The sequence below is a fragment of the Brevibacterium sp. Mu109 genome (assembly GCF_900169375.1).
Classification (GTDB): domain Bacteria; phylum Actinomycetota; class Actinomycetes; order Actinomycetales; family Brevibacteriaceae; genus Brevibacterium; species Brevibacterium yomogidense_A.
Window position 1 is genome coordinate 46,168 of sequence record NZ_FXZF01000011.1, and the last position, 24,106, is coordinate 70,273.

19 protein-coding genes are annotated in these 24,106 nt (G+C 69.7%); 6 read left to right on the forward strand and 13 right to left on the reverse strand.

Annotated elements, in window-relative coordinates; translation table 11 throughout:
- The first annotated feature begins 74 nt into the window (after positions 1–74).
- Complete coding sequence (locus BSP109_RS08365) at positions 75–1,292, forward strand: class I SAM-dependent methyltransferase (protein ID WP_101600014.1); 1,218 nt, start codon at positions 75–77, stop codon at positions 1,290–1,292.
- Between the two features lie 41 nt (positions 1,293–1,333).
- Positions 1,334–2,311 (forward strand): sulfurtransferase, encoded by a 978-nt coding sequence (locus tag BSP109_RS08370; protein ID WP_101600015.1) that lies wholly within the window; start codon positions 1,334–1,336, stop codon positions 2,309–2,311.
- A 17-nt stretch (positions 2,312–2,328) separates the two neighbouring features.
- On the opposite strand, the gene BSP109_RS08375 is transcribed toward BSP109_RS08370, so the two are convergent.
- Complete coding sequence (locus BSP109_RS08375; RefSeq protein ID WP_101600062.1) at positions 2,329–4,029, reverse strand: glycoside hydrolase family 3 N-terminal domain-containing protein; 1,701 nt, start codon at positions 4,027–4,029, stop codon at positions 2,329–2,331.
- A 40-nt stretch (positions 4,030–4,069) separates the two neighbouring features.
- Positions 4,070–4,798, reverse strand: a complete 729-nt coding sequence (locus tag BSP109_RS08380) for a helix-turn-helix domain-containing protein (protein WP_257944608.1) — start codon at positions 4,796–4,798, stop codon at positions 4,070–4,072.
- Positions 4,799–4,881: 83 nt separating this feature from the next.
- Here BSP109_RS08380 and BSP109_RS16915 point away from each other — a divergent pair, with 83 nt between their 5' ends.
- From BSP109_RS16915 to BSP109_RS08395, 4 genes are all read left to right on the forward strand, one after another.
- Positions 4,882–5,229, forward strand: coding sequence for a hypothetical protein (locus tag BSP109_RS16915; protein ID WP_146001107.1), 348 nt, complete (start codon positions 4,882–4,884; stop codon positions 5,227–5,229).
- A gap of 64 nt (positions 5,230–5,293) precedes the next feature.
- Positions 5,294–6,559: a peroxidase-related enzyme gene (locus BSP109_RS08385; RefSeq protein ID WP_101600016.1), complete on the forward strand. Its 1,266-nt coding sequence runs from the start codon at positions 5,294–5,296 to the stop codon at positions 6,557–6,559.
- Positions 6,556–8,664, forward strand: a complete 2,109-nt coding sequence (locus BSP109_RS08390) for an FAD/NAD(P)-binding protein (RefSeq protein WP_101600017.1) — start codon at positions 6,556–6,558, stop codon at positions 8,662–8,664. The genes BSP109_RS08385 and BSP109_RS08390 overlap by 4 nt, the downstream gene beginning before the upstream one ends.
- Positions 8,665–8,787: 123 nt before the next feature.
- Positions 8,788–9,909 carry a glutamate--cysteine ligase gene (locus BSP109_RS08395; RefSeq protein ID WP_101600018.1) on the forward strand — a complete coding sequence of 374 codons (1,122 nt, stop codon included), beginning with the start codon at positions 8,788–8,790 and terminating at the stop codon, positions 9,907–9,909.
- 35 nt (positions 9,910–9,944) lie between these two features.
- Here BSP109_RS08395 and BSP109_RS08400 read toward each other — a convergent pair whose 3' ends face one another.
- The 11 genes from BSP109_RS08400 to BSP109_RS08450 all read right to left on the reverse strand — a co-directional run bounded on the left by BSP109_RS08400 (position 9,945) and on the right by BSP109_RS08450 (position 24,077).
- Entirely contained in the window at positions 9,945–12,542 is a 2,598-nt protein-coding gene (locus tag BSP109_RS08400; protein WP_101600019.1) for an HNH endonuclease signature motif containing protein, read from the reverse strand.
- Positions 12,543–13,136: 594 nt separating this feature from the next.
- The gene (locus tag BSP109_RS08405; RefSeq protein ID WP_144573907.1) at positions 13,137–13,691 is read right to left on the reverse strand and encodes a hypothetical protein; all 555 of its coding nucleotides are present in this window, start codon (positions 13,689–13,691) and stop codon (positions 13,137–13,139) included.
- Positions 13,692–13,833: 142 nt separating this feature from the next.
- Positions 13,834–14,391, reverse strand: a complete 558-nt coding sequence (locus BSP109_RS08410) for an NUDIX domain-containing protein (protein WP_257944609.1) — start codon at positions 14,389–14,391, stop codon at positions 13,834–13,836.
- A gap of 88 nt (positions 14,392–14,479) precedes the next feature.
- Complete coding sequence (tsaD, locus tag BSP109_RS08415; protein ID WP_101600021.1) at positions 14,480–15,604, reverse strand: tRNA (adenosine(37)-N6)-threonylcarbamoyltransferase complex transferase subunit TsaD; 1,125 nt, start codon at positions 15,602–15,604, stop codon at positions 14,480–14,482.
- Positions 15,601–16,137 carry a hypothetical protein gene (locus tag BSP109_RS08420; RefSeq protein ID WP_101600022.1) on the reverse strand — a complete coding sequence of 179 codons (537 nt, stop codon included), beginning with the start codon at positions 16,135–16,137 and terminating at the stop codon, positions 15,601–15,603. The genes tsaD and BSP109_RS08420 overlap by 4 nt, the downstream gene beginning before the upstream one ends.
- A 44-nt stretch (positions 16,138–16,181) precedes the next feature.
- Positions 16,182–16,601, reverse strand: coding sequence for a ribosomal protein S18-alanine N-acetyltransferase (gene rimI, locus BSP109_RS08425; RefSeq protein WP_087005625.1), 420 nt, complete (start codon positions 16,599–16,601; stop codon positions 16,182–16,184).
- A gap of 218 nt (positions 16,602–16,819) precedes the next feature.
- On the reverse strand, positions 16,820–17,533 hold the full coding sequence (gene tsaB, locus BSP109_RS08430) for a tRNA (adenosine(37)-N6)-threonylcarbamoyltransferase complex dimerization subunit type 1 TsaB (RefSeq protein ID WP_101600023.1): 714 nt from the start codon (positions 17,531–17,533) through the stop codon (positions 16,820–16,822).
- Positions 17,530–19,524 (reverse strand): alanine racemase, encoded by a 1,995-nt coding sequence (gene alr / locus BSP109_RS08435; RefSeq protein WP_101600024.1) that lies wholly within the window; start codon positions 19,522–19,524, stop codon positions 17,530–17,532. The genes tsaB and alr overlap by 4 nt, the downstream gene beginning before the upstream one ends.
- Positions 19,514–21,289, reverse strand: a complete 1,776-nt coding sequence (locus BSP109_RS08440; RefSeq protein WP_101600025.1) for a bifunctional ADP-dependent NAD(P)H-hydrate dehydratase/NAD(P)H-hydrate epimerase — start codon at positions 21,287–21,289, stop codon at positions 19,514–19,516. The genes alr and BSP109_RS08440 overlap by 11 nt, the downstream gene beginning before the upstream one ends.
- A gap of 92 nt (positions 21,290–21,381) precedes the next feature.
- Positions 21,382–22,647 (reverse strand): M20 family metallopeptidase, encoded by a 1,266-nt coding sequence (locus tag BSP109_RS08445; protein WP_101600026.1) that lies wholly within the window; start codon positions 22,645–22,647, stop codon positions 21,382–21,384.
- 62 nt (positions 22,648–22,709) lie between these two features.
- Positions 22,710–24,077 carry an APC family permease gene (locus tag BSP109_RS08450; RefSeq protein ID WP_257944610.1) on the reverse strand — a complete coding sequence of 456 codons (1,368 nt, stop codon included), beginning with the start codon at positions 24,075–24,077 and terminating at the stop codon, positions 22,710–22,712.
- Positions 24,078–24,106: the final 29 nt, after the last annotated feature.

Here is a 24,106-nt window from a genome sequence, read left to right on the forward strand (position 1 = left end):
ACACTAGTGGACGTGCACGGGAACACCAGTGCGGACGCGTGGTGGTGTCGCCCGCACCCACTAGGGTGAACCGCATGGATGAGTCCGTTCTCGCACAGCTCCTGGATCCCGCGGCGCTCGCGCTGCTCGAGTCGATCGAGTACCGGCCGTCGGACGAGCTCGCGATCGCCTCGCGCCTGCGGAAGGACGGGATGAGCCCGGACCTGGCGTCCGAACTCCTCAACCAGGCGCAGCTGCGGACCGAGGCCAAGGCGAAGTTCGGCCCGTTCGCCGCCTCCATGCTCTTCACCCGCGACGGCCTCGCCCAGGCGACGCGGCTGTCCGTCGCCGCGCACCACTCCCGTCGGATGCTCGCCACGGCACCGGAGATCGTCGCCGATCTGGGGTGCGGGCTGGGCGCCGATTCGATGGCATTCGCGGGGATGGGCGGTGCGACCCGCGTCGAGGCTCTCGACGCGGACTCCGTCACCGCGGCACTGGCCGCCTACAACCTCAAGGCGCTCGACACCGTGTCCGTGACGCAGGGCCTCGCCGAAGAGGCGGACCTGCAGCGCTTCGACGCCGTCTGGATGGATCCCGCTCGGCGCACGGGTGATGGGAGGACCACCGCCTCGCGCCGGCTCGTCGACCCCGAATCCTTCTCCCCCAGCCTCACCTGGGCGTTCTCCGTGGCGGAGACCGTGCCCAGCGTCGGCATCAAGCTGGGTCCCGCTCTCGACCACGCGCTCATCCCCGACGGCTGGGAGGCCCAGTGGGTGTCCGAAGACGGAGACGTCGTCGAAGTCGCGCTCTACCACGGTGAGGTCCGCAACCGTCCGGGCCGCAATGCGCTGGTGCACGGGCCGCAGGGCGCCCTCCAGATCCACGAGTCCGAGCTGCCCGCCGACGACGAGGACGGGATCGGAGACCTGGGCGAGTACCTGTTCGAGCCCGATGGCGCAATCATCCGTGCGGGTCTCGTCACAGCGCTGTGCGGTCCCCTGGGCATGCGTCGGGTGAGCGGACCGATCGCCTACCTGACCGGCGATCGGCTCCCGGAGGGCACCGCCGCCTCCGCCGTGGCGAGCTACCGCATCGTCGATGTGCTCCCGGCGGGCATCAAGGCGCTGCGGCGTGCGCTCGTGGATCGCGGGATCGGTCGCGTCGTCATCAAGAAGCGCGGGGCGGACATCGTGCCGGACCAGGTCCGTCGTCAGCTCAAGCTGCCCGCCGGCGACTCCGCCACCCTCGTCTTCACCCGCGTGGGCGAGGACCACGTCGTCCTCCTCACCCAGCCCGTGGCTGCCGGCTGAGCCTCTGCCCACACTGTGCCTCTGAGCGAAGGGATCCATCCATGACCGATACGCGCAGCAGTGTCCTCATCACCGTCGATGAGCTGGCGGGCATGCTCCGGGCCGATGCCACTCCCGCTCCCGTCCTCCTCGACGTCCGGTGGACCCTCACACAGCCCGATGGCCGTGAGGACTTCGCCTCCGGACACATCCCGAGCGCCCGGTACGTCGCGCTGGACACCGAGCTGTCCGACCACTCGTCCGCTGATCCGACGAGGGGTCGGCACCCGCTGCCGAGCGCGGACCAGTTCGAGGCGACCGTCCGATCCTGGGGAGTCCGCGCCGACACTCCCGTCGTCGTCTATGACGATGTCGCAGGTCAGGGCGCCGCACGCGCCTGGTGGATGCTGCGCTGGGCCGGACACAGCGACGTCCGCGTCCTGGACGGCGGCTGGTCCGCGTGGCGGGCTGCAGACCTGCCGGAGGAGACCGGCCTGCCGCAGGAAGCTGACCCGGCGGCGGCTTCCGACTCAGCCGGCACCTCGGGCGCGGGCGGCCTCTTCGTCATCCGACCCGGATCGATGCCGTCGCTCACTGCGGACGAGGCCGAGGCGCTGGCCGGCTCCGGCAGCGGGGTCCTGCTGGACGCCCGCGCGCCCGAGCGGTTCGAGGGACGCACGGAGCCCCTGGATCCGCAGGCAGGGCACATCCCGGGCGCGCTCAACGCACCGGCCGGGGGCAACACGGCGGACGGGCGCTTCCGCTCCCCCGATGAGCTCACGGAGTACTACCGAGCTGTCGGCGGACCGAGTATCGCGGACACGCCAGACGTGACGAATCCAGACGGACCCGCACCTCCCACCATCGGCGCGTACTGCGGTTCCGGTGTGAGTGCGTCGCACACGGTGCTGGCGCTGGCGAGCATCGGCGTCGAGGCGGCGCTCTTCCCCGGCAGCTGGTCAGCGTGGTCGAACGACACCGCGCGCCCGGTCGCCACCGGCACAGCCGACGACGAGACGGTGCACCCGCCGCAGAAGTGACGCTCAGCGCCTGACACTCAGCCCGCGGCGCAGTCGGGCGCATCGACGGAGAGCTCGACGGGCGAGGAGCCGGCCGCCTCCAGGTCCCCCGTGAGGTACTTCGCGACGGCTGCCAGCGCGTGCGGATTGTCGTCGTAGACCTCGACGATCGTGTCGGCACCCGCGTCCTCGGCATTCCACGGGCCGGTCGTGCCGACGACGACGTCCGCGCCCGCAGCGCCCTCCCCGGCTCCCAGGCTCACGGTCGTGCCGCCCTCGCCGACGGTCATCCCCGCGTCCTCCGCCGCCTCCGTGAAGGCAGCGCGCGCGGCGTCGGACCCACCGGTCACGGTCACCGCATCCGTGGGCTCCTCGACGCTGCACTCGCCCGCCAGCACTGTGAGGGAGGCGTCGGCCAGATCGGTGAGCGCACCATCCGCAGCGGCGGACGCGTCCTCGTCCGACTCTGCGCTCTCACCCGCTGCGCCCTCACCGCCGGCACCCTCACCGCCAGTGCCGCCGACAGCGCCGATCCGCGCCTGCCAGAGCTGCATCGCGACGACATGTGTCGCGGCCTCGACGATTCGCTCGCGCGGCAGATCGCCGCTCTCCAGAGCCTCCGACAGTGCCGCCACGGCCTCACCGGAGTCCGGCGGCATGAGTGCCAGATCCGCGCCGGCCGCGATCGCCTTGACGGTCTCCTGCCCCGACTCCTCCGTCACCGCACCCATGTTGAGCGCGTCCGTGACGGCGACGCCGTCGAAGCCCACGTCCTCGCGCAGCGCGTCGTAGACGTCGGGGTTGAGAGTGCCCGGCACGTCCTCCGCCCCGGGCAGGCCGATGTGGCCGACGAGGACCATCGGCGCTCCGGCCTCCGTCGCGGTGCGGAACGGCTCGAAGCTGTCTCCGGCGAGCTCGTCGAGGGAGTCCTCGGAGACGGGGAGGTCTTCGTGCGAGTCCACTGTGAGCGCTCCGTGGCCCGGGAAGTGCTTGGCGGACGAGGCCAGTCCGGTCGCGGTGTATCCGCTCACTGCGGCGTCGACGACCTCGGAGACCCGCTCCGGATCGTCGCCGGGAGAGCGCAGGTTGATGACCGGGTCGTCGGCTCCGATGGTGAGGTCCGCGACGGGGGCGAAGTCAGCAGTGAAACCCAGGTTCCGCAGGTCGGCGCCCTGTGCCTCGATCGCAGCGCGCGTGATGTCCGCGTCGTCGGCTGCTCCGGCCGCCATGAGCGGCGGGAACTCGATCGCCGCGTCGTCGAGCCGAGCGACGGGACCGCCCTCCTGATCGACGCCGATCGCGACGGGCCATCCGCGATCGCCCGCGGCGGCCGCGAGGGCGTCGGTCACTCCGCGCACCTCGTCCGCACCTGCGCCGTCGGAGAGGTTGTAGCCCATGACGATCGCTCCGGCGAGGTGCCGTTCGCTCACGACGTCCGCAGCCGCGTCGACGTCCGTGCCGTTGTAGGTGAGCATCACGACGGACCCGACGAGCTCGTCGTCATCCATGTCCGCGACGATGTCGGCTGCCGCCTCGACATCCTCGTCCGTCACGCCGTCCGCCGGAGGTGCCTCCGAATCCGCGGTCGCGTGCTCGCCCGGGTCGCCTGCAGCAGCCCCCGCCGCCGAGGCCCCCGTCGGCTCCGGCGATTCGTCGCCCTCCCCGTCCGGTGGCGCCGACGAGCAGCCTGCGAGGACGAGTGCAGCGGCGGCGCCCAAGACGCCGAAGGAGGTGCGCATGGCGTCCATCGTATCGGCGGACGACAGCCGCTCGAACCGCTCAGTCGCGCAGGGGGAAGGCGCTGACGTAGACCCTGAACCTGCGGGAGTCGGCATCGGAGTCGGCATCGGGGCTGGCATCGGGGTTGTCCTGCTGCGCGGCATCGGTGTGGCGCTCGATCACCTCCATGATCTCGCGCGTCATCGTTCTCGCCTGCTCGGAGGTCAGCTGGGAAGTCGACGTCGTGTCCACGGACGCGTCCTGCCATGCGGGAGTCTCGTGCGCGTGGTAGCCGTGCCACGCGCGCAGCTTCTCGAACCGGTCCTGCAGCTGGTGGCCCATGAGCACGTCGAGCTGCGCCGAGGTCGCACCGTCCGGCTCGACGAAGGCGCGGCGGATCGAGAAGCTGATGGGCTTCCACCACCTCTCGCGACCGGTGCCCCGACCGGGGTCCTCCTCGACGAGACCGTGCTTCTCCAGCTGCCGGAGGTGATAGCTCGTCTGCCCGGTGCTCTCACCCAGGTGCTGCGCGAGCATCGTCGACGTCGCCGCACCGTGGTCGCTGAGGTATGTGTACATCGCCATCCGCAGCGGGTGGGCGAAGGCCTTCATGGCTCGTGTGTCCATCTCATGCGGTGCCTCGCCGGGCAGCTTGTCGAACGGTGTCGCGTTGTCGAACGGTGCCGCGGCATCACGGGAGGGCTGCTCCCCACCGCGGGTGGATTGCTCCCCACTGCGGGACTGCGGCTCGCCCTCTGGAATCTGCGACGAACCCTTGCGCTCAGTCATATACAGAGATACCTTTGCACATAGACGCCTGCAGAGGTTTCTCTGCAGATGTTCCTCACACAGCAGTCTACGGAGGATTCGCCATGACCCCGCTCGACTCGCCCACACGCACCCACACCACTGCGGATCAGCACACTGCCGACCGTCATCTCACCCCCCTTCGTCGCGTCATGCTGGCCGTGGGACTGCTCCTGGTCGAGTGGTCCACCCGAGCAGAGGCCCACTCCCCCGCGCATGCCGCCAGCCGTCCTGCGACCGACCGCCGCACGCACACCAGCACCAGCACCAGCACCAGCACCAGCACCAGCAAACAGACCCTGACGCACGCCGACCACGAGACCCTTATCCGCCGTCACCGCACCCAGCGCACCCTCGAACAGGAGCAGCAGCGAGCCGAGGCGCGCATGCTCATGGCTCCGCTCGCCTGGTGACTTTCTTAACAACCCTCACCCCGGCCCTCGCGCGGGCGGGCACGACGTGCAAGAGTCGATTGTCATGAACGCCTCTTCTTCCGCGCCGGCTCGGTCCATCCTCGAGTCGCTGCTCGGCGACAGCGCCGCTCTCGCGGTCCTCACGGATCGGAAGCCCACCGTCACCCAGCAGACGCAGGCTGCCCACGACGCCCTCTACTCCGCATCGCACCCGCTGCCACCAGCGCTTCTGCACACGCTGGCCGCGGTGGTCGCGACGCAGCAGGGATCCTCCGCCCTCCTCGGCTGGCACCTGGCCCATGTCGACGACCGCGGACTGTTCGACGACCTCGTGTCCGGTGCCACGCCCGCAGAACCGCTGCTCGCCGCCCTGATGTCGTACGTGGACACCGTGTCCGTGTCCCCGGCGCTCGCCACCGCCGAGGATCAGCACGCCCTCGCATCAGCCGGCGCGGACCCGGACCTCGTCGTCCTCATCGGCCAGCTCGTCCCCTTCGAGTCGTACCTCATCCGGCTCGTCGCGGGCCTCGCCGCACTGGACGCCTCGACGGCGGCAGCTGCTGCCCCCGTCACTGCCGATGCTCCCGGCATTGCTGCTGCTCCCGGAACCGCCGCCGAGGTCCCCACCCCACTGCCCGACCTCGACCGCGCTCCCCACTCCCGAGGCCGCACGGGCGACCGCTCTGCGCTCACGGCGACGGGACGGTCCCGTCCGACCTCCTTCACCCGCGAGTTCCTCGACTGGGAGCCGTGGCTCCCCGCGCCGGCCGAGGACGAGCTCACCGAGGAGCAGATCGAGTCCTTCGCCTCGAAGGCGACGACCCGCAGCGTGTACTTCCGCCTCATCGCCCGCACCCCGGGCGTCACACTCGCGCGCTCGACGCTCGACAACGCGGTCTTCACGTCGAAGGAGGGCCTGGAGAAGGGCGAGCGGGAACTCGCCGCGGCGGTCTCCAGCAAAGTCAACGACTGCGTGTACTGCGCGTCGGTGCACGCGCGGAAGGCCGTGCAGCGCACGCATCGCGACGAGGACGTGGACCGCATGCTCGCCGTCGAGCTGGACCGCGACGCGGACTGGGTCGCGGCGGACGTCACCGCACTCGCCGCCGGTCAGGACGACCGCTGGACCGTGCTCATCGAGACCGCGGCACGGCTCGCTGCGCTGGTGCCCGAGTTCGTCGCCGAGGACGCTGACCGTCTCCGCCGAATCGGCCTCACCGACCTGGAGATGGTCGACCACATCGCCTCGACCGCGTTCTTCGGCTGGGCAAATCGCCTCATGCTCACCCTCGGCGAGCCCTACTGGCCGGAGACAGAGGCAACGGCATGACTGGTTCGTCGGATCGATCAGACGCGGCCAGCACCACTCATGTCACGCGGACCGCTCGGGCCGCCCAGCAGTTCGATGCCGTGTTCGTGGGCGGCGGCCCCCGCGCAGTCGCGACCCTCATCCGCATGGCGGCGCGGCTCCGTCACGAACTCGACGGTGCCGTGTCCGCAGATGAGGGCGACCCGACCCCCGCTCGCCGGCCACTGCGCATCGCGATCGTCGACGCCCTCGAAGTCGGATCCGGCGCCACCTGGCTCACGACGCAGCCCGCGCAGTACCTCAACAACACGACGGCCTCCGCCACGACGCTGTTCCCAGACGAGTCGACGAACATGAGCGGTCCGCCGTCGCCCGGCCCCGACCTCGTCGACTGGATGCGGCAGGTCGCGGACGCAGGTTCGCACCCGGCCGGTGACTGGGTCGTCGAGGAGGCGCGCGACCTCCGCGCCCTCGACTTCACGTCCCGGCGGCTCCAGGGCGTCTACTACCGCGACCAGCTGGCCGCGGCGATCGAGGCAGGCGGTTTCGAGGTGGAGCAGTTCGTCACCACTGCCCACGACCTCGAGCCCGTCGAGGTCGAGCCGTTCTCCGGCGACCCGCTCACCGCTGTCGTACTGGCCGACGGCACCAGGCTGGCGGCGCCGACCGTCGTGCTCGCACAGGGAATGGTGCAGTCGCTGCCGGACACGGAGGTCGCCGGGCTGACGCGCTTCGCGGACGAGCACGGCCTCCTCTATGTGGCTCCGGGCATGCCCGCCGAGCGGGATTTCACGGGGCTCCCCGCCGGCCAGACGGTCATCGTCCGTGGTCTGGGAGCGAACTTCTTCGACGTCATCGGCGGGCTGATCGCGGAGTGGGGCGGGACCTTCGAACCCGTCGCAGGCGACCCGCACGGCCGCCTGCGCTACCTGCCGACCGGACGCGAACCGCACCTGGTCGCCGGCTCACGTCGCGGCATGCCGTATCGGACGAAGCCGATCCCCTACGCCGAGCAGCGTGACGTCACACCGCGCTGGGCGACGCCCGACTGGTTCGAGGAGCTCTCCCACCGTCGCGGCCTGGACTTCGCCACCGAGGTCTGGCCCACGATCGCCAAGGAGATCGCCGACCAGTACCTCAGCGCTCTCGCCGCCTGGAGGCCCGAGGCCATAGCAGCGGCGGCAGCCCCCGGACCCGAGCGATCCGCGGGCTCGGAGCAGGCGATGACCGGCACCTCGGGCGCAGTCAAGTCATGGTCCGCAGTCAAGCCCTGGATCGCGGACCTCGAATCCGCACGGACTGCCGAGGACGTGGAGCGCGTCCTCACTGACCACGTCGTCGACCCGCGCTGGTCCTGGAACATCGCGGATCTGCGCCGGCCCACCCGCGGCTGCAGCGTCACGTCCGACGAGTGGCGGGAGTTCGTCGCCGCGATCGTCGAGGATGAGCTCGCGTCGATGAGTGAGCCGGCCCGCCACCCCCGTGCGGCGGTCAACCGGGTCATGAGCATGCTGCGCGGCTCGGCACACCGTCTGGGGGCCGTGGGAGCGATCGCCGGCACCTCGCTCGTGCGCGACCTGCAGGGCTGGTTCGACGCGGACGGCCTGTTCCTCGCGTCGGGACCGCCGTCGGTGCGCGTGCGGAAGGTGCTCGCCCTCATCGATGCCGGGGTCATCGACCTGCTGGGACCGGAGACGGTGGTGCGCGCGGACGCCGACTCCGGCCGCTTCCGCGCCGAGTCGCTCATCACCCGGCGTGCGGTCGAGTCAGGAGTGCTGGTCGAGACCCGCATGTCGAAGGGGCGCGTGCCGGATACGAACGACCCGCTGCTGCGGTCGCTGCTCGACTCCGGTCGCGCGCGGATCCACCAGGTGGACGGCGTCACGACCGATTTCATCGAGGCGACCCGTGCGGAGGCCGCCGAGGCGGTGAGGACGGGGCACAACCTCGTCGCCGCATCCGGTGAGGTCGATGAGTCCGTCATCGTGCTGGGCATCCCTGCGTCGACGACGCAGCCGGGCAGCGCGATCGGCGCAACGCCCGGTCTGCCGTCGCCGCTGCTGGCCGGTGCGGACATCGCCGCGAAGCAGGTCCTCCGCCGCGCCGCACGGGTGCAGCTGGGATGACAGTTGGGATGACTGTTGGGATGACTGTTGGGATGACTGTCGGGATGACAACGGGGATTGCGGGGACAGACGAGGTCACCTGCATTCATCCGATATCGTTCCGCGTGACCTAGGATTCGACGCATGGTTGATTTCGCACGGTCGGAGCGGTCGACGCTGGGCGTCGAGTGGGAGCTCGGCCTCGTCGATCCCGCGACGCTGGACCTCGTCCCGCGCGCCGGTGAGGTCCTCGAGGCGATCGCCGGCACTCCCCTGGCCGATCGAATCGTGGGCGAGATGCTCACGAACACTATCGAGGTCGTCTCCGGCGTGCATCATTCGGTGAGCGGAGTGACAGGCGATCTCGAGGATGCGATCGGGCAGCTGCGGCCGGTGCTGGATGACCTGGGGCTCGAACTCCTGTGCGCCGGCACGCGTCCGTTCGCGCTGTGGCAGAACCAGGAGGTCACCGGTCACGCGCGGTACGCCGAGCTCATCAATCGCACCCAGTGGTGGGGACGGCACATGCTGATCTACGGCGTGCACACGCACGTGGGCATCGATGACCGCGACAAGGTGCTGCCGATCCTCGCGGCCCTCACCTGCTACGTCCCGCATCTCCAGGCGGTGAGTGCGAGCTCGCCGTTCTGGGAGGCGACGGACACGCACTACGCGTCGAACCGCGCGATGATGTTCCAGCAACTCCCGACGGCAGGGCTGCCCTATCTCTTCGACGACTGGGCGGGCTACGAGTCCTACATCGCGGATATGAAGCACACCGGCGTCATCGACGAACTGACGGAGATCCGCTGGGATCTGCGGCCCGCCCCGCACTGGGGCACGGTCGAGGTCCGCGTCTGCGATGGCCTGTCGACCCTGTCGGAGATCACTGCGGTCACCGCGTTCGTGCAGTGCCTGGTGGATGATTTCTCTGCTCGTCTGGATGCGGGCCAGACCCTGCCGACGATGCCGGACTGGTTCCACGTCGAGAACAAGTGGCGCGCTGCGCGCTACGGTATGGACGCGATCATCATCGAGGATGCGGCTGCGAACGAACGCCTCGTCACTGAGGTCATCGCGGATGAGGTCGAGCGCCTGCGCCCCGTCGCCGGGCGGCTGGGGTGTGTCGAAGAGCTCGAGCTGATGAACGGATTCGCCACATGGGGAGCCGGGTACCAGCGCCAGCGGGCCAGGCTGGCCGAGACCGGTTCGCTCACCTCTGTCGCCGAGCTGCTGGTCTCCGAGTTCCGCGCCGGCAAGCCGTAGCGGATAGGCCGCAGGGCACTTCCCTTCTTTCCCGATCAGAATGGCGGGGGGTCGTTCTCTTCTGCTGCCGTGCCGGAGTCCTGTGGCTCACGGGAGTCGTATGACTCACGGAAGTCGTGCGTCGTGCCGGAGTCCTGTGGCTTATGGGAGTCCGGTGGATCGCTCGGAGGATCTGTCGAGTCCCCGCGGAGGGAAGCCATCCTCCGACGGAGCTCCTCAGGCCAGGGAGGCGTCGCATCCGCCGGCGGAATCTGTCCGAAGGACACCACCAGATCGGGAACCCTGTCCGCCATGCGATCGTGCAATTCTGTCGCCAGCCGGTCCTCGATGACGGAGGCGCTGCGCGCGAGCTTCCCTGTGGACCGTGGTCCTCGCACGGAGTTCTCGCCGGATGTGAACTCGCCAGACTCGCGGTCCCCGGGCTCGCGGCCCCCAGGTTCGCACTCCCCCGACTGCCGGGCTTCGTCGTACGTGGCCGCAAGCTCGTCGATCTCGCCGCGCCTCGCCGCCCGCTGTGCTCTCGATCCGAAGAGCGGACTGTGAAGACTGCTGGTCACACCGCGCTCATACTCGTAGACCGTCGTCGTCATGGGAATGATCGTCCGCATCGCGATGCTGGACTCGCCGCGCTTCGATGGAGCAGCTGACTGGTCGCCTTCCGGTGGGTCCTCCGTCCTCTGGCTCACCGACTGGCGACTCACGGACTGCTGGTTCTGGGACTGCTGGCTCACTGACTGATGGGGCACGGACTGCTGGGGCGCGGACTGCTGACGTGTCCGCAGATCCTGACGGCGTCGCTCCACATCCGCCCGCAGCAGTGACACGAGGCGCTCGTCCCGAGTCACCCTCTCATCCCGTCTGGCGACGTCGAGCGACCGTCGTCCAAGACGCGCCTCCCACTCTTCCAGTCGCACGCGCTCTTCCGCCGGCCACGCTTTCACGCGCTGCCACTCTGCTTCGAGAGCCGCCTCCCGCACAGAGCGTGCCGCTGCCTGCTCCGCGTAGCGCCTTTCGCGCTTGGCTTCCTCCTCCTGGAGTTCCCGCCACGCTCCGGCGAGCACCGCATCGGCCGCGTCCGCACCCGTCAGCGGATCCGTGACGACACGTTCTCTCATGACGCGGCGCGCTTCAGCCCTCTCCGGAGAATCCTCCACCGCGCATGCGTCGCTGAGGATGCCTCCGTCGTCCACGGAAGGAGCCACTGTCGTGTCAGTGGTGCCGATGGACATGATCCATTCGATCTCATCCGCAATGGTCCGTCGCATGCGCAGGCGGCCTTCGGTCTTCGCCTGGTGGTGCCGTTTGCACAGCGGGTGGAGATTCGCCGGTTCGGTCCGACCTCCGAGTTCCGGCTGGTGGTGGTTGAAGGGTATGCCGTGGTCGATCTCGCATTCCACCGCAGGGCGCGAACAGCCCGGTGCGGTGCAGGTCTGCCATTTGCCCCGCACTGCGATCCGGGTGGCGCGGTCGGGTTCGTATGTCAATGCTGTGTCGTCGAGGACTCTGCCCGTCGTGGGGTCTGTGAGCATCCGATACCAGACGGTGGAGCTCGAGGCGACCATACGGGCCATGTCCGCCGGCAAGGGGGCTCCGGCTATCGTTCCCGGCCGATCGTCCAGCCCCATGAGCGTGGTCATCGGCACCGTCACGACGACGGAGGCATGCTTGCGCAGCACGGACGCCTCATCGGAGAAGGCGATGCCGACCCGATAGCGGGTCGTCGTGCCGTCCTCGTCGTCGACTTCCTCGAGTATCGTCTCAGTCCGCGGAGAGGCCCCGGTGATCACGTCGAACATCATCTGCCGGATCTGCCGCTCATCGTTCACCGCCAGCGTTCCGAGGGGCGGGAGTTCGTCCGACCCAGTCATCGGAACGGGTGGATCCACGACCTCTGCGGCGTCTGCTTCTGACACTCCGGCAGCAGCACCATCCCCTGCTTCTGCAGGGTCCTTCTGCCTCACAACAGTCTTGTCGATCGGAGTGACATCCACGTTCGTGAATTGACGCTTCAACGCTGCGGCGGAGAAGGCATAGCCCTGTTGGAACCATGCGTGCACGAGTGGGGCGGGTCCCCGGATGGAACCGATCGCTTCGCCGTCCGGCAGGTCCTCCACCCATGCCGTCCGCCGCGACCGCACCTTTGCCGCGAGCACCGGCTTGTCCAGCAGATCTGCTAGGAAGCGGCACACTCGGCGGGTGAACTGCCCCAGTGAGTACCGAGGATCCAACCCGACGATGAACACATCAAGCGCACGCAGATGTGGAAGCGACAGGCTCTCGATCCGCCGTACGATGGCTTCCCACCGATTGAAACGCAGGCGCCCTTCAAGAATCGCGCTCAGCGTGAGCGGCACGCCGACGTACGCGGTGATCGCCTGCCCGACGCGCTTCCGCGCTGTGCCGGTGCGCGTATTCAAACGCGCGCTCAGGGTGGCTTCATGCTCCGTCGTGAGCAGATACTCCGCATGGGCCCCGAACGCTTCGTAGCTCTCAGCCAACTGCGCATACTGCTCTGAGGTGCAGTCATCCTCATCGGACTCACAGTCCTCGAAGAGGTTCTCCATCCTCTGGCGCGAAGATTCCTCCGCCCGCGCCAGGGAGAGCGCAGTCGTGGCGAGGTCGACGAGTTCCAAGCCGCGGAGTCGATCCAGCGCGACCGACCGGGACGAGAGCCGCTCCGCACACGACGCCGCAGCACCGGGCCGAGGTTCAGATCCATGCTCAGCACTGGCACTGGCACTGGCACTGGCACCAGCCTCAAAACTAGTCTCGACGCCAGCACCAGGTGATTTGTCGCCGGAGGCTCCTTCGCACGTGCTCCACGGCGAGACGATCGCGCTCCAGTCCAGGTACTCGAGGCCACCGAGTACCGGATGTCCTAAATCCAGCGTCTCATAGAGTGCGTCCACGCTCGCGATCGGAGGAATGGAGACAAGGGGCTCGACACGACGCTGGGCACCAGGGAAGGGCTCAGACCGGTCCGCACCTTCCGCCATGCCACTCACCCGCCTCACGCCTCGTTGCGTATCTGCAGTCGATCGACTTCGATCGAACTCATGTTCTATTCTAGGGCAGAACGGATGAGCGCACAAGAGTGTTCGAGTGAGTTCTTCATCGTGGGGTGTGGATTGCAAAGAACAGTGGCGGGGTCCTCACGGTGCTACGTGGCGGCTCGCTCTCGCAGTCGTCTCCGGCTGACGAACTACCAGCTCCACAGCGTCGATCGGCTAGCTCTTCCTTGAAAGCCTGTCCGCTACGGATTGAATGCGGGCGCGCAAGAGTCGCTGAAGCAGCGCCGGGTACAGGTGCAAGAGCAGTCCGAGTGCAACCAGCCAAGCAGCGCCTTGCCATGCCCCTGTCGATAGCACGCCGAGGGCCATAGCCACAGTGACGAGAATGCAGAGGCTGTGGCCGACCTCGGAGCGCCGCGTGTGCTGATCGAGCTCTTGCAACCCCTCTCGCGTGCCGTTGAATCCGCGTTCTTCTGCTATGACCCGGTTCCATCCGATGACGTCGAGCAACTTCCCGAACAACCGGACCCCCAGTGCTGGGTAAAGCCGCGACTCCCAGCGCCCGACCCACAGCCAACCCAGATTCGGAATCTGTACTCGGGGGCCGACGATCGCGGACACCCACGCCATGAGAACGAAATGAGTGACCAAGGCGAAGGAGAACCCCGCAGGCCCGATGAACAGCCACGCCGCTGCAATAGCTCCGGCGGCGAGTGCCGTCGCCAACGACGCGACCAGCAAGACACGCGCTGATTCGAGAGGTTGAGACACACTCCAAGGCTATCGGCACATGCCGAGGCTATAGACGCACGTCGAGGACAACACTGCGCCCAAGATGTTCGTTGCAGTCTGCAATGCGAACGCTCCGCCTCAGAGCACCCACGCAGAACGCTCGCTCCGAGCCGCGGCTCTCTCAGCCCTCGAGCACGCCGCGCAGCTTCGGCCACGCCGCGGCGAAGCCGGGGTGGAGGGGGTAGTCCGTCACCTCGGGGAGCGGCACCCAGCGCAGCTCGACGCTCTCGATGTCGTTCACATACTCCTCGAGGTGCGCGAGCGTCCGCGCCACGACAGTCGTGTAGGACCACCCCTCCATGTCGACGACATGCGTGTGGATGATGCGGATGTCGGCCCCGTCGAGCTGAGGGACTCCGGCCTCTTCGTGGCATTCGCGGATCGCGCCCGTCAGAGGCGTCTCGCCCGCGTCGATCGCACCACCAGGGACGCCCCAGGTGCCGCCGTGGGCCGACCATGAGACCCGATGCTGGAGCAGCACACCTCGCTCCGGATCGTGCAGCAGCAGTCCAGCCGCGCCGAACAGCCCCCAGAACCTGCCTCTGGGGGTCTCGACCCAGCCATCGCCGGCTCGACGACGAGCACGCAGGTGCTCACGAAGCTCCTGCGACAGCTCGCCCGTCGCGCCCGGAGCGCTCTTCGCACTCGGCGCACCTTCCGCACCGGGTGCACCTTCCACCTTGTCAGCACCCTTCGCACTGGACGCAGGCTCAGGCGCGTCACCAGACGGCGCGTCACCAGACGGCGCCTCATCAGGCTGCGTCTCCTCAGACGAGGACATCGTCCACCTCCAGCGACGACAGCACTCCGAACTCCAGGCCCGAGGCCGCATTCCCCCGCGCAGCGATCTCCGCTCCCAGCGCGGCCACCATGGCCCCGTTGTCCGTGCAGAGGCCCAGTGGAGGGATCCGGAGGGTGACGCCGGCCGCCTCGCACCTCTCCGCCAACCGTTCGCGCAGCCGGGCGTTCGCAGCGACTCCGCCTCCGAGCAGCACGTGGTCGATGCCTGTGTCCTCGCATGCCAGCAGGGTCTTCTTGACCAGCACGTCGACGACGGCCTCCTCGAACGAGGCGGCGATGTCCGCCAGTCGCGGTGCCCTCGGTGACGACGCTGCCGAGGTGCCGGTCGGCTGGGCGGACACTGCCGCCTCGGCGGCGGTGACGGTGCGCAGAGCGGCAGTCTTGAGGCCCGAGAACGAGAACGAGAACCGACGCTCCGGATCGCGGAGATCCTTCTTCGTCGAGAGCCCGCGGGGGAAGCGCACCGCAGTGGGGTCGCCGGGGACGCCGCTCTCGTCGAGCAGCCCGGCGGCGGCGCGGGAGATGCTGGGGCCGCCCGGATAATCGAGGCCCAGGAGGCGGGCCGTCTTGTCGAAGGCCTCGCCGGCGGCGTCGTCGATGGTGGCACCCAGCAGCTCGATGTCATCGACGATGTCGCCGATGCGCAGGATCTCCGTGTGCCCTCCGGACACCAGCAGCGCGATGGTGGGCGTGTGCAGGCCGGGCGAATCCGGGGCGACGAGGTCCACTGCGACGTGTGCGGCGAGATGGTTGATGCCGTAGAGCGGCAGCCCCGTCGACGCGGCCAGCCCCTTCGCGGCCGCGGCGCCGACCATGAGCGCGCCGGACAGGCCCGGCCCCGCCGTGACGGCGAGCGCGTCGAGGTCGTCCAGAGTCACGCCGGCATCCGCGAGCGCCTTCTCGATCATCGGGCCGATCGACTGCACGTGCGCGCGGGAGGCGACCTCCGGCACGACCCCGCCGAACCGCACGTGCTCGTCCATCGATGTCGCGACGGTGTTCGTGAGCAGGGTGCGGCCGCGGACGATGCCCACGCCGGTCTCATCGCACGACGTCTCGATGCCGAGGACCAGCGGTTCGGCACGGGTCATCCGATCTCCTCGGCCAGCGCCTCGTAGCGGGTCGTCATCTGCGATTCCGGCACGTCGTAGGCGCCCGGGCTGTCGGTGAGCGTCCCGGCGAGCAGGCGCAGGTGTGTCTCCCACACGGGCCCCACCTGCGCGATCGCCTGGGCGAGGATGTCGTGGTCGATCCCCCGGTCCGCGATCGTGTGGGCCAGGGTGATGCGGGTGCCTGAGGCCCCGGCGGCGTCCGGCAGCGGCGCGAGCGTCAGACCCAGGCGGCCGATGCCGTCGACCTCGAGGAGGACGTGGGCGACGTCGGTGTCGTCCTCGGGCGCGGAGACGCTCAGAACGTGAGCGGGCACCGGCTGGTCGTCGAGCTCGAGGAGGATGTCCGCATCACCGGAGTCCGACTGATAGCCGACGAACCAGTTCTCGAGCAGTTCGGAGCGGGTGACGTACGGCCAGACCTGCGTGGGCGGCAGGGCGACCTGGGTGTCGAGGACGAGGTCGATGCCGTCTTCCCACTCGGTCACCGAGGCGTCCACCAGATGTTCCGTCATGCCCTCATCCTATGCGCGAAGATCGAGTGCGCGGGAGGCCGGCGTCAGAGGAACGCCCTCATCACGATCGCGTCCGCGCCCGCGTAGTAGGCAGGACGGCGACCCAGCTCGTCGAAGCCGAAGGACTGGTAGAGGCCGAGCGCCGCCGTGTTGTCCGCGGCGACGTCCAGGTGGAGGACCTCGGCGCCCGCATCCCGTGCGCAGTCCGCCGCGTGGGACAGCAGCCGCCGTCCCAGTCCGCGTCCCTGCGCAGACGGCGCAGTGCCGATCGTGAGGATGTCCGCCTGCGGACCCGCCACGCTCACGCCCACGTAGCCGCACAGCCCGTCACCGACCTCCACTGCGATCGTCATCCGCGCGACCGGGGACGCCAGCTGCGACCAGAAGAACTCCGGCGTCCAGGTGTCGGGGCCGAAGAGCACGGTATCGAGTTCGGCGACGCGATCGATGTCCCACCAGCGCATGCGCCGAAGCCGAGGCGCGGTGGGCTGCGGGGACGCGGTTGGCTGCGGATGCTCGGGGGCGGGTTCGGCGTGTGCGGCCGGGTCGGGGTTCGAAGCCGGGTCGGGATGCTTCACAGGGTTCTTCCGTCGATGGGTCGAGAGGTGTGCGTGCGGGGCGTGCGATCGGGTGACATGAGAGTGAGATCAGGCGGGTGAGAGGGGTCGATTCCGTCCTCTCGTCAGCTGAGAAGCGTTTCGCGGCGTGCGCTGGGCTTCGCGTCGGGCTCGCGCAGGTAGAGCGGTTCCGTCCCCCGCAGCGCGCGCCCGCTGGACAGGGCGCGATGCGCGAGGCGCGCCAACCACGCGGCCGTCGGATCGAGGGCGTTCGGGTCCTCGTCCTCCGGATCGCCGAGCACGTCACGGTACAGGGCGAAGCCGCGCCCCACACGCCGTGCCGGACGGCACTCAGCGAGGTCCGCGGGGAACAGTGCGGCCGGTCCGGACGCGGGCACGGGCAGGCCGGCGTCGTCGAGGCCGCTGTACGTCGTCGCGTAGACCTCCCGGCGACGCGCATCGGTGGCGATGGTGACTGTCGTGGCTGCACTGGTGCTCGGGGTGGCTGCGCCGGTGGCAGCCGTGTCTGCGAGTGCGCGGAGCGCCAGCGCATCGTGGCTGACGACGCCGTGGACCGGCACCCCGATCCCCAGTGCGGCACCGATGCCCGCGGCGATACCGGCGCGCAGACCGGTGAAGGGTCCGGGGCCGATCCCGACGACGACCGCATCCGGCACGAGGCCCTCCGCGCGGCCTTCGGCCAACACCTCTGCGAGCGCAGGACCGACGAACTCGACGTGGCGCCTGGCGGCGAACTCGGTCCGGTCGGCGATGAGCCGCTCGCCGTCGACCAGTGCGACGGAGGCCGCCGCCGAGGTGTCGATCGCCACGACGATCACGGGGCCTCCTCTGTGCTCGGGTCGCTGGTCGGGGTGCTGGTCAGGTCACTACGCAGGTCACTGTTCGGGTGACTGGTCCGGTCGCTGCTGGAGTCGTCAGTCGCGCTCGAGTCCGCGCGTGCACTCAAGTGGGCGCGGAGCTTCGTGAGTCTACCGGTCCAGGCCTCCCCGTGAGCGGTGAGGATGACTGTGCGGAATTCGTCATCGGAACCGTCCTCGTCCGGCTCATCGTGGCCGCCGCTGCCGTAGCCGTATCCGGCTCCGTCGGCAGCACCGCCTTCGGGAGCCTCGCCCTCGTGTTCCATCCTGCAGGTGGTATCCGCAACGCGAGGGGTCGCCCCATCCCGCACAGCATCTGCGTCTCGCGCAGCCTCCGCATCCCGCAGGATCTCCACGTCGAGGTGGTCGCCCAGGGTCTCCGCCATGCCGCGCCCCCATTCGACGACGGTGACCGACTCGTCGAGCCAGGCGTCGAGCCCCAGATCGTCGAACTCGTCGGCGCCTCCCAGCCGGTAGGCATCGGCGTGGATCAGCCCGGGTCCTGAGCCCCGCGGCGGGTGCTCGCGAGCGATGACGAACGTCGGCGACGACACCCTCCCGCGCACGTCGAGTGAGCGCGCGAGGAACTGCGTGAACGTCGTCTTGCCCGCACCCAGATTGCCGGTGAGGACGAGGACGTCGCCCGCACGGACCACCCGGCCGACGGCCTCGGCGAAATCGGCCATCGCGGCCCGCCCCGGGATGGTGAGCGTCACCGACAGGGGCTCCCGCTCGCGGGAGCCCTCTCGCGACGGCACTGGGGTGTCCTCACGCGACGGCGCTGGGATCGCGACCCGGTCGACGCGGGGGCCGATGCGCGTGACGATCTCGTAGTTGATGGTGCCGGCCCACTCGCCCCATTCCTCGGCGCTCGGACCCGTGACGCCGTCGCCCAGGACGGTGACCGCATCCCCTGTCTGGACGGGCGCATCACCTGCATCGACGATCATCTGGTCCATCGCGATGCGACCGACGACCGGCAGGCGGCGTCCGCGGATCGTGACCTCGGCGCGGCCGGAGGCAGGACGGGGGATCCCATCCGCGTACCCGCCGGCGACCAGGGCGAAGCGCGTGGGCTTCTCCGTCCTGTACGTGAGTCCGTAGGAGGCCCCTTGACCTGCGGGAACGTCCTTCACCGTGAGCACCCGGGACACGAGGGACATGGCCGGGCGCAGTCCCAGGTCCTGCGCGCTGGTCTGCTCGAAGGGGCTGAGTCCGTAGAGCGACAGCCCCACCCGCACCGTGTCACCGGGGACGTCGTCGTCACCCAGCGCGCCGGGCGAGTTCGCGGTGTGCGTCATGAGACCGCCGGGCGCGGCGAAGGGTCTGCCGGGGCCCGCGAGGAAGTCCGCGAGGACGCCGTGAACGGCTGCGAACACATCCTTCTGCTGGTGGGTCGCAGGGTCCCCCGGAAGGTCGGCGTTCGCCAGGTGGCTCATGAGTCCGACGATCTGCACGTCCGCCGCGTCGCTGTCACCGAGCTCTCCGAGGAACTCCCGCAGCTGCGCAGGGGTGAAGCCGCCGCGCCCCAGTCCGGTGTCGACCTTGAGGTGGACGCGCCCGGTCGTGCCGGTGCGGCGGGCCGCATCACGGGCACGGGCGAATCCGTCCGCGGTCGAGACTCCCACCTCGAATCCACGCGCGAGCGCAGGACCCAGGTCCGTCGTGTCGTCATGCAGCCAGAACAGGACGGTCGCCTCGTCTCCGCACGGCAGGCGGGAGAGGTGCTCGTGCAGGTCCAGGGCCTCGGCGAGGGTGGCGACTCCGAACCGTCGCACACCCGCAGCGAGCACCGTCGGCACCACCTGCGCCAGGCCGTGGCCGTAGGCATCGCCCTTCACGATGGCCATGAGGGTGCGCTCACCGATCCGCGCGCGGATCGCCGCCACGTTCTGCGCCAGCGCGTCAGCGTCGATCTGCGCGCGCAGGGTCGAAGGAGCCTCAGCGTGCATGCGTGTCTCCTCTTCCCGTCCCCGTCGGACCGACGTGCTCGATCCCTGCGAGCTCCGCCGCGATCGCCTCGACGATTCCCGAGGCGCTGCGTGCGGAGCGACCCGCACGATTGTGCAGGATGACGGCGAGTGCCGCCAAAGCTGCGGTGCGGCCTGCGGGATCGTCCGTCCGGTCCGGGCGCAGCCCGGTCGCGAGCGCGGCGCCCACCAGTCCTGCGAGCACATCGCCGCTGCCTGCGGTCGCCAGCCCCGGCGGCCCGGGTGTGGGCGCCCAGAGTCGTCCGTCCGGTGCGGCGATGATGGTGCGGTGGCCCTTGAGCAGGACGACCGCACCGGTCAGTGCGGCCGCGCGGCGGGCCCACCGGACGGGAGCGGATTCGACGTCCTCGCGCTCCAGATCGGACGCCTCGTCATCGATGCGGGTGAGCAGTTCCGTGAGCTCGCCCGCATGCGGAGTGAGCACCGTGCAGGGCGGCAGCGGTGCGGACGCGACGGCCAGCAGAGCGGGCAGCAGGGCGAGCGCGCCGGCGTCGAGCACGAGCGGCGTCCCCGTGCCGATCGCCTCACTGAGGAACTCCATCATGTCGTGGGGCTCGGGAGCACCCGAGCCCATCGTCCACGCCTGGACTCGGCCGGGGGCGGTCACGGCCTCGGGCGCGCGAGCCACGACCGCGTCCTGCACCGTCCGAGCGCCCTGCACCCGCAGCATGCCGACCCCGGCATTCACCGCGGCGAGGCTCGTGAGCACCCCGGCGCCCGGGAACTGCTGGGAGCCCGCGATGACGCCCAGCACGCCTCGCATGTACTTGTGGTCGTGGGGGCCGGGGCGGGGCCAGTCGCGGAGGTCGACGTCGTCGACGACCCACACCGCCGGGCCCGAGGTCGTGGTCGGCAAAGTCGTGGTCGGCAGGGTCGTCGTCGGCGGGGTCGCGTCGCTGTCGTGGGAGGGCTGACCTTCGTCAGGTTTCCCAGCGTCATGGGAGGAGCGGAGGTCCAGGCCGAGGTCGACGAACTCGATGCGCCCGCTCGCCTCCGCCCCGCCGGGCAGGTGGAGGCCCGCCTTCCTCCCGCCGAACGTGACGGTGATGTCGGCGCGCACGTGGACGTCCCCGCACTCCCCCGTCGTGGCGTCGACACCGGTGGGGACGTCGACCGCGACGACGACCGGGGAGGTGCTGTGGGAGGTGGAGGTGCCGTGGGAGGTGGAGGTGCCGTGGGAGGTGGACTGCTGCTGGCGAGACCGGCGGCGAGCCGCTCTCTGCCACGAGTCGATGAGCGTGCTCAGCGGTGGCTCGAGGCGCGGGCGGGCGCCCGTGCCCAGCAGTCCGTCGAGGACGAGGTCGGCGGCGGCCGCGAGGGCGGCGGTGCCGGCGACGGCCTCGGCGACGGCGGCCTCGGCGGCGGTGTCGGGGGCGGTGTCGGCAGCAGTGTCGGGGGCCCCGTCCAGCAACCGCGCACCGGCGCGGCGAGCGGCCCGCCAGCCCTCCTCGTGGAGGCGGCCCAGGGGTGCGGCGACGGTGACGTGGGCGCCGCGGTGGGCGAGGTTCGCGGCGGCGAAGAGCGCGTCCCCGCCGTTGTTGCCGGGGCCGGCGAGGACGACGACGCGGGCGCCGGTGACTCGGCCGCGAGTGGTCGTGAGCGCGCGGCGGCAGGCGGTGGCGAGCCCCGCAGCGGCCGGCCGCATGAGGGACTCGCCCCGGCCTGCGTCGATGAGCGGCTGTTCGGCGGCGCGGACTGCGGCGGCGCTGTGGGCGGGGACGGGCATGCTCTCAGACTAGTACCGGGAACCCGGCCCCGGGCACGTCGCGAAGTGCCCCAGGCACGTCGCGCGGAGCCTCCGCCCGGTCGCACGCAGCCTCACGACTGGCCGGCTGCGGCCCTCCGGTCCAGTTCCCGGTGAAGCCTGCGAGCGGCGAGGTGGGCGAGGAACAGGGACTGGTCCCCCAGGCCGCCGTCGCCGTGACGGGCACGCGGCGAGTGGTTGACCTCCTGAGCGGCGGCGTCGACTCCCGGCATCGCTGCGCCCAGGTGGCCGTACGAGCCGGGCACCCGCTGCAGGACGCGGGAGAAGTCCTCGGATCCGGTCCGCGGGTGCGGGACCCGGTGCACGTGGTCGTCACCGAACAGCTCTGCGAAGGTCTCGAGGAAGAAGTCGGCCTCCCCGTCGTCGTTGACGGTCGCCGGCAGGAGGGTCTCGAACGTGATGTCTGCGCCCAGCCCGTGTGCTGCGAGGAACGACTGCGCGACGCGGGGCAGCTCCTCCTCCGCCCGGGCTGTGGCCTCCGGAGAGAAGGTGCGGACGCTCATCGACAGGTCGGCCGTCTCCGGGATGATGTTCGGCGCCGTCCCGCCGTGGAACATGCCGACGGTGAGGACGACCGAGTCGAAGATGTTGAAGCGACGGGTGATGTACTCCTGGAGCTGGCCGATGAGGGCGGCGCCGGCTTCGATGGGGTCGAGTGCGTTCTCCGGACGAGCCGCATGCCCGCCCCGGCCGCGCACCGTCACGTCGAAGCGCGAGAACGCGGCCATGTACGGCCCCGGCCGCGTGTACGCGTGCCCGGGCTCCTGATCCGCTGACACGTGCACGCCGTAGGCGCCCAGGAGCGGGACTCCGGCGGCGTCGAGCACGCCCTCGTCGATCATCCTCCCCGCGCCGTCGTAGCCCTCCTCCCCCGGCTGGAACATGAAGACCACGTCTCCGGGGAGCTGCGCGCGGTGCGCGTGGAGGAGGTGGACCGCACCGACGAGGCCGGTCGTGTGGAGATCGTGGCCGCACGCGTGCATCGCGCCGTTGTCGGAGGCGAAGTCGAAGCCCGTCTCCTCGGTGATCGGCAGCGCGTCCATGTCTCCGCGCAGCAGCACTCCCGCGTGCGTCTCCTCCCGCCTGCCGCCGCGCAGCACGACGACCACGGAGCTCAGCCCCGCACCCGTCGTCACCTCCAGGTCGAGTCCGTCGAGCGCGTCCAGCACCGTGCGCTGCGTGAGCGGCAGGTCCAGACCGACCTCAGGGCTCTGGTGGAGGGACCGGCGGATCTGCTGGAGCTGAGGCAGGAGGGCATCGGCCTCGGCCGTGGTCGGCAAGGGTGCGGGCGGGTTCGCGGCAGGAGTCGGAAGGGACATGGCTCCAGGGTAGCGACGGGCGCGGACTGACGAGTGCGGGCGTCTGGGCGAGGACACACGGTTCATTCCAGATGCATGCGTGGAACGGGCCGGCGGAATGCTCGTGTGGTCCACAGGAGATAGAGCAGCCCCAAGACGATCCACCCGATGCCCAGCAGCACGGTGTGGGGTGCGAGGCTCGTCCACAGCCACACAGTGAGAAGGAAGCCGATGGTCGGGATGACGCCGTATGTGAGGATCGCGCGGACACCGCGCTGCTTCTCCTTCACGAGGAAGACGCTCACCACGCTCACATTCACGACGCTGAAAGCGGTGAGGGCCCCGAAGCTCACGATGGAGGCGACGAAGTCGACGTCGGCGAACACTGCGGAGATCGACACGACCGCGACGACGAGGATCGCCCCGACAGGCGTGCGGAAGCGCTCCGACAGTGCGCCGAAGACCCTCGTCGGCAGGACGCCGTCGCGACCCATGGCATAGAGGATGCGGGCGACGGACGCCTGAGAAGCGAGCGCGGACCCCAGCGCACCGGTCACATAGGCCGCCAGGAAGAGCGCCGTCAGGACTTCGCCGCCCAGCCGTCCCAGCATCGACAGCGCCGCGACGTCCGCACCGTCGCCCGTCACCACGTCCGGGGAGGTCATGTGCGCGAACCAGGAGATCGCGATGAAGAAGAAGCCGCCGATCACCGTCGTGAGGATGACCGCGATCGGGATGGAGCGCGTGGGCCTCTTCGCCTCCTCAGCCATCGTGGAGATCGCGTCGAACCCCAGGAACGACAGGCACAGAACTGCGGATCCGGCGACGACGGCGGGCAGGCTGAAGTCAGACCGCAGGAACGGATCCAGCGGGCCCGTATCCGGGTCGAACGCGCGGGACGCGAAGACGAAGAAGACGAGGAAGAAGACGACCTGCAGGACGACCAACACGACGTTCGCGCTCTTCACCACCGTGATCCCGATGATGTTGAGGGCGGTGACGAGCACAAGTGCCACCATGCTGAAGACCCACGCCGGGATCTGCGGGAACCTCTCCGACAGGTAGAGACCGATGAGCAAGTAGTTGAGCATCGGGAGCAGGACGTAGTCGATCATCACCGTCCATCCGGTGAGGAACCCTGCCCCGCCTCCCAGCCCCTCGCGGGCATAGGCGTACGCCGAACCCGCGGTGCGGATGCGCCGGCCCAGGAACGCATAGCTGCAGGCAGTGAAGAGCATCGCGGCCAGCGTGATGGCGTAGGCGCTCGCGAGGAATCCGCCCGTCACCTCGTTCACAATCCCGTAGGTCGTGAACACCGTCATCGGGACCATGTAGGCGAGACCGAAGAAGATCAGAGTCGGCACGCCCATCGACCGAATGAGGCCTCGCTGAGCAGGCTGGTGGTCGGACAGGACTGTCTGGTGGTCGGGTCTGGGACCTGGTGCCGTCATCGCGTGCGTCTCCTCATCGAGTGTCCGCG

Excerpts from the sequence above, each read along its gene's own strand:
- BSP109_RS08365 (WP_101600014.1), top strand. The coding sequence starts at position 75 with ATGGATGAGTCCGTTCTCGCACAGCTCCTGGATCCCGCGGCGCTCGCG.
- alr (WP_101600024.1), bottom strand. The coding sequence starts at position 19,524 with ATGCACGCTGAGGCTCCTTCGACCCTGCGCGCGCAGATCGACGCTGAC.
- BSP109_RS08450 (WP_257944610.1), bottom strand. The coding sequence starts at position 24,077 with ATGACGGCACCAGGTCCCAGACCCGACCACCAGACAGTCCTGTCCGAC.
- BSP109_RS08440 (WP_101600025.1), bottom strand. The coding sequence starts at position 21,289 with ATGCCCGTCCCCGCCCACAGCGCCGCCGCAGTCCGCGCCGCCGAACAG.
- BSP109_RS16915 (WP_146001107.1), top strand. The coding sequence starts at position 4,882 with ATGACCCCGCTCGACTCGCCCACACGCACCCACACCACTGCGGATCAG.
- BSP109_RS08380 (WP_257944608.1), bottom strand. The coding sequence starts at position 4,798 with ATGACTGAGCGCAAGGGTTCGTCGCAGATTCCAGAGGGCGAGCCGCAG.
- BSP109_RS08385 (WP_101600016.1), top strand. The coding sequence starts at position 5,294 with ATGAACGCCTCTTCTTCCGCGCCGGCTCGGTCCATCCTCGAGTCGCTG.
- BSP109_RS08420 (WP_101600022.1), bottom strand. The coding sequence starts at position 16,137 with ATGACGGAACATCTGGTGGACGCCTCGGTGACCGAGTGGGAAGACGGC.
- tsaD (WP_101600021.1), bottom strand. The coding sequence starts at position 15,604 with ATGACCCGTGCCGAACCGCTGGTCCTCGGCATCGAGACGTCGTGCGAT.
- BSP109_RS08390 (WP_101600017.1), top strand. The coding sequence starts at position 6,556 with ATGACTGGTTCGTCGGATCGATCAGACGCGGCCAGCACCACTCATGTC.
- BSP109_RS08370 (WP_101600015.1), top strand. The coding sequence starts at position 1,334 with ATGACCGATACGCGCAGCAGTGTCCTCATCACCGTCGATGAGCTGGCG.
- BSP109_RS08445 (WP_101600026.1), bottom strand. The coding sequence starts at position 22,647 with ATGTCCCTTCCGACTCCTGCCGCGAACCCGCCCGCACCCTTGCCGACC.
- rimI (WP_087005625.1), bottom strand. The coding sequence starts at position 16,601 with ATGCGCTGGTGGGACATCGATCGCGTCGCCGAACTCGATACCGTGCTC.
- BSP109_RS08395 (WP_101600018.1), top strand. The coding sequence starts at position 8,788 with ATGGTTGATTTCGCACGGTCGGAGCGGTCGACGCTGGGCGTCGAGTGG.
- BSP109_RS08375 (WP_101600062.1), bottom strand. The coding sequence starts at position 4,029 with ATGCGCACCTCCTTCGGCGTCTTGGGCGCCGCCGCTGCACTCGTCCTC.